Genomic DNA, 4,316 nt, shown 5'->3' with positions numbered 1-4,316 from the left:
CACCAAAGGAAACCCCCAACACCCGACAACCCAACCCCACACAACGCAGGACCAGACCACCAGACGCCAGAGGAAAAAACAATTGGCATCAACACTTGGCACACTGTTGAGTTCTCAAGAACCGGACATCCACCTGCTTCCGTCCCTTTCAGGACGTCCACCCGGTGATTCCTCCACTGTAGACCAGGTTGTTCCCCGGTCCCGACCACCGTGTCCTTCGGCCACCCGCACGTTCAGCTGAGCTGACCGGTGGGGGGAGTCTGGCGGAGGTGGCCCGAACCCCTCGGAGACCGGCCGGTGATCCGTCCGTTCCTCCCCGTGGGGGTGTGTCCACCACGTTAACTGGAGGCCAGGAGCGGGTCAAATCCCGGGTGCCAGGCGGCGTCGGGGCGGCTCTCCGCCTCCGCCTCGACCCGCGCCGCCAGCCGCTGCACCGCCCGGCGCAGCGGAGACCGGGGGGCGTGCTCCTGCAGCGTGCGTCCCGCGAGGAGGGCACCGTCGACCGCGCCGTCGTCGGCGAGCAGCACCACGTCCTCGATGCCCGCGAAGCGGCGCAGTGTCTCCCCCACCCGCCGGTCGGCGTCCCGCCCCACCGCGGTGGACCGGACGCGCGTCAGCACCGCGAGCCGCTCGACGTCGGGCACGGCGTCCTCGAGGTGGCCCCACGCGCGGATGAAGCGCTGCAGCCCCACCGGGTCGGCGGCGCCGACCACGAGCACGAGGTCGGCGACCTCGAGGCCCACGAGCGTCGGGGCGTCGCGTCCCGCGCCGTCGTCGTCCACGTCCAGGCCGCCGGCGAGGTCCAGGACGACCCAGTCCGCGCAGGCGGCAGCGACCTCGAGCACCCGGCGCAGACCCACCGGGCGGAGTTCGCGCCAGCGCCGCGGGTCGGGTGAGCCGGTCAGCACCGCCACGCCCTCCACGGCCTCGCACGCCGTCCCCGGCAGCGTCGTCGCGTCCAGCCGCCCGTCGGTGGCGGCCCGCACCGCCGCCAGCAGCCCGGGGGCCTCGTCCAGCAGCCCCAGAGCCTGCGCGACGCTCGCGCCACGGGTGTCGAGGTCGGCCAGCAGGACGCCGGCGCCGGTCGCCGCGAGCTCCGCCGCCAGGTTCACCGCCACCGTCGTGCGGCCGGTCGAGCCGGGCGGCCCCCACACCGCGACGACCCGGCCGGGACTGCCCAGGGCGGGCGCGACCGGGACCGGTGCGGGTTCCCGCTCGACCGCCGGCCCCGGCGGCGACGTGCCGACGCCGGCGGCGCACTCGTGCACGGCCGCGGCCAGGACGTCCGGCGCACCGTCGAGCCGGGCCACGCGCGTCGCCCCCATCTGCCGCCAGCGGCGCTCCGCCGCCCCGCCCTCGGCGCCCGGCGCCACGAGCACCAGCAGGCCGACGCGGTGCTCGCGCAGGAAGGCGACGGTCTCGGCGTCGGCCCCCGGCAACCCGTCGCCCAGGACGACCACCTGGCCCAGGCCCGCGGCCGCGGCCGCGAGCGCCTCGGCGAGGTCGGCGCAGCGCCGGGTCACCACGAGCTCGCGGCGCCGCGGCTCCCAGGCGGTGACCAGCCGCGCCTCCGCCGGTCCCTGCACGGCCAGCAGCACGCCGACGGTCACGACCCACCGGCCGCACCGGAGCCGGGCACCGGGACCAGGTCGACGACGAGGTCGTCCGCGAGCGCCTGCAGGACGTCGGGCAGGGCCCCGAGGGGCACGAGCACCTGCACGTCGCTGCCCCGGCGGGCGGCCAGGCCGCTCGTCAGGGCGCGGACGTCCGCGACCTCGGCCGCCTCCACGAGCAGCCGCGGCGGCGGCACGGGCGCGGTCGCCCCCGGCGGCGCGGGCGTGGTCACCCACACGTCGACCTGCGCCCCGGTGCTCACACCCTGCGGCGGCTCGTCCGGCAGCTGCAGCGTCACGGGCCGGCTCGTCAGGTCGGCCGTGCTGCCGAGCGCCGACCGGGGCAGCAGCTCCCCGGGTGACAGCGCGCGCAGGACGACCGCGCCGGCCGCGGGCGGCCGGTCCGCCGGGACGTAGGCCGCCGCGGTGACCGCGTCGACGTGCACCCGCACCACCTGCAGCTGCTCGACCCCGACCGCGCGCCCGACCCCGAGGGTCGTCGCGACCGCGAACACCTCGGTGGTCCGGTCCGCGGCGCCGACCGCGCGGGCACCGAGCAGGACGGAGGCGAGCACGAGGGCGAGGCCGACCAGCAGGCGCGGGTCGCGCCAGGACGGTGCCGCGAGCCGGCGGGCCGGCGCGGGGCGGGAGGTCGGACGGGTCTGCACGACTGCTGCTCCTCGGGACTCGGGTCGGCGGCCGCTCCGCCCTCCCGGCCATGGTGCGCGCTGCGGCGGGTCCCCCGCGGGCGTCGTCCACAGGCCGGGCGCGAGGCCGGGAGCGGGCGCCGGCCCGCGTGCGACGATGTCGCTCCGCACCCGCCCCCCGACCGCGCAGGAGCTCTCGTGACCGCCCGCTTCCTCCCGCTCGCCGACGTGGCCGAGATGCTGTCGATCTCCTCGGCGCAGGCGTACGCGCTGGTGCGGACCGGGGAGCTGCGCGCCATCAAGGTGGGCGGCCGCGGGCAGTGGCGCGTGGAGGAGAGCGAGCTGGAGGACTACATCCAGCGGATGTACGCCCAGACCCTCGCGAGCGTCCAGCAGTCCGAGGCGGACGTCGAGTCCTCCGCCGGCTGAGCCCGCCGTCCTGGACTAGCCGGGACCCTCCTCGACGGCGAGCAGGGCCCCGAACGGCACGGTGACGACGTCGCGGCGCGCACCCCGCGCGGCGGCGGGGACCTCGACGTCCACGTGGTCGGCCCCGACCCGCCCCAGCGTGCCCCGCACCGTGGCCGACCGGGTCGTGACGAGCACCGGCAGGTCGGCCGCGCCCAGCCCGCGCAGCGCCAGCACGAGCGGCCGGCGGGCGGCGGGCGGGAGCCCCGGCGCGCTCCGCGCCCCGACTCCCCGCACGAGCCCGACCGCGCTCAGCGGCACGAGCACCTGACGGCCCGCGGCCCCCGCCTGCGCCAGCACGACCCAGCCGTCACCGCTGCCCGCCCACGTCCCCGTGCGCCAGCTGCCGTCGAGGAGCTGCAGCGAGACGTCGGAGGGGGTGGCCGCGAGCCGGTGCACCAGGACGACCTCCGCGGTGTCCCGCAGCCGTCGGTCGGCGACCTCCTGCTCCAGGGCCAGCCGTTCCTCGTGCACGAGCTGCGCGGCCATGTCGTCGAAGAGCTCCGTCCAGCGCACCGGTCCACCGTAGGCGGCCGCCCCCTGCGCCGGTGAGACGTCGTGACCACCCGTGAGAACGGTCCGCCGATCGGCTGGGAAGGCGGCCGCGGCCTGGCGTGGTCCGTCCCGGGCTCGGTAGACAGACCGCACCAAACGACATCAAACGACACCCGAACGGGTGGATCGACACCCAGGAGGTGGGCCGTGCCCAGGATCCCGACGGCCGTCGAGCTGCGCGCCACCGCGGTCGCCGGTGTCCTCGTGGCCGTGCCGCTGGCCCTCGCCGCCGCCACCGCCGCCGCCACCCTCCCCGCGCTGCGGGAGGCCCTCGCGGCGACGCGGCAGCTCGACGACCTGGTGCTCGCCGCGGCCGGGACCGCGCTGGTCGCCGTGCTGCTGTGGCTGGCCGCCGTCGTCGCGGTCGCGGCCGCGGACGTCCTGTCGGCGCCCGGCCGCCGGGGCGGCGGGCGCACCCGGGGCCCCGGCCCGCACGGCCCGGCCCTGGTCGAGCGCGTCTCCCCCGCGCTCGTCCGCCGGGTCGTCGCCCTCGCCCTCGGCGCGGCGCTCGGCTCGGGAGCGGCGACAGCCGGTGCGGCCCCGCGGCTCCCCGACGCAGGCTGGGCGGCCGTCGCCCCGGCGGTCGCCGGCGCCACCGCCACCCCGGCCACCACCGCGAGGGCCGTCCCGGACCCCGCCTGGCGGGCTGTCGTCCACGACCGGCCGGCCGCCGTCCCCGGCTCCGCCGCCCGGCCCGCGACGTCGGCCCCCGAGGCGCAGGAGCGCGTCGTGCACCGCGGCGACAGCCTGTGGTCGATCGCCGCGGCCCGGCTGGGGCCCGGGGCGAGCGCGGGCGACGTGCTCCGCGAGCAGCACCGCCTCTACGCGCTGAACGCCCACGTCGTCGGCGCGGACCCCGACCTGCTGCAGCCGGGTCAGGTCCTGCGACTGACCTGACGCTCCCTCCGCCGTGCGCCCGCGGCCCCCGCACGACCTCGCCCGTCCGCACCACCCGCACCCCAGGAGCCGTCGTGCCCGCCACCGCCGCCGCGTCCACCGCGACGTTCGACACCCCCGCCGCCCGGTCCGACAC

5 protein-coding genes are annotated in these 4,316 nt (G+C 78.2%); 2 read left to right on the top strand and 3 right to left on the bottom strand.

Going from position 1 to position 4,316, the window contains the following annotated elements; all coding sequences use genetic code 11:
• Positions 1–338: 338 nt before the first annotated feature.
• Both GTR02_RS20185 and GTR02_RS20180 read right to left on the bottom strand, forming a co-directional pair.
• Positions 339–1,610 (bottom strand): nucleotide-binding protein, encoded by a 1,272-nt coding sequence (locus GTR02_RS20185; protein ID WP_166609273.1) that lies wholly within the window; start codon positions 1,608–1,610, stop codon positions 339–341.
• Positions 1,607–2,281 (bottom strand): hypothetical protein, encoded by a 675-nt coding sequence (locus GTR02_RS20180; protein ID WP_166609272.1) that lies wholly within the window; start codon positions 2,279–2,281, stop codon positions 1,607–1,609. Before GTR02_RS20180 ends, GTR02_RS20185 begins: the two co-directional genes overlap by 4 nt.
• A 177-nt stretch (positions 2,282–2,458) precedes the next feature.
• Between GTR02_RS20180 and GTR02_RS24015 the strand changes: the two genes are divergently transcribed.
• On the top strand, positions 2,459–2,689 hold the full coding sequence (locus tag GTR02_RS24015; protein ID WP_166609271.1) for a helix-turn-helix domain-containing protein: 231 nt from the start codon (positions 2,459–2,461) through the stop codon (positions 2,687–2,689).
• A gap of 15 nt (positions 2,690–2,704) precedes the next feature.
• On the opposite strand, the gene GTR02_RS20170 is transcribed toward GTR02_RS24015, so the two are convergent.
• Positions 2,705–3,244, bottom strand: a complete 540-nt coding sequence (locus tag GTR02_RS20170; protein WP_166609270.1) for a hypothetical protein — start codon at positions 3,242–3,244, stop codon at positions 2,705–2,707.
• A 186-nt stretch (positions 3,245–3,430) separates the two neighbouring features.
• On the opposite strand from GTR02_RS20170, the gene GTR02_RS24740 reads away from it, so the two are divergent.
• Positions 3,431–4,180 (top strand): LysM peptidoglycan-binding domain-containing protein, encoded by a 750-nt coding sequence (locus tag GTR02_RS24740; protein ID WP_166609269.1) that lies wholly within the window; start codon positions 3,431–3,433, stop codon positions 4,178–4,180.
• The last annotated feature ends 136 nt before the right edge of the window (positions 4,181–4,316 follow it).

The sequence above is a fragment of the Kineococcus siccus genome, from assembly GCF_009906795.1.
Taxonomy (GTDB): Bacteria; Actinomycetota; Actinomycetes; order Actinomycetales; family Kineococcaceae; genus Kineococcus; species Kineococcus siccus.
This window is presented reverse-complemented; position numbering and strand designations above follow the sequence as displayed.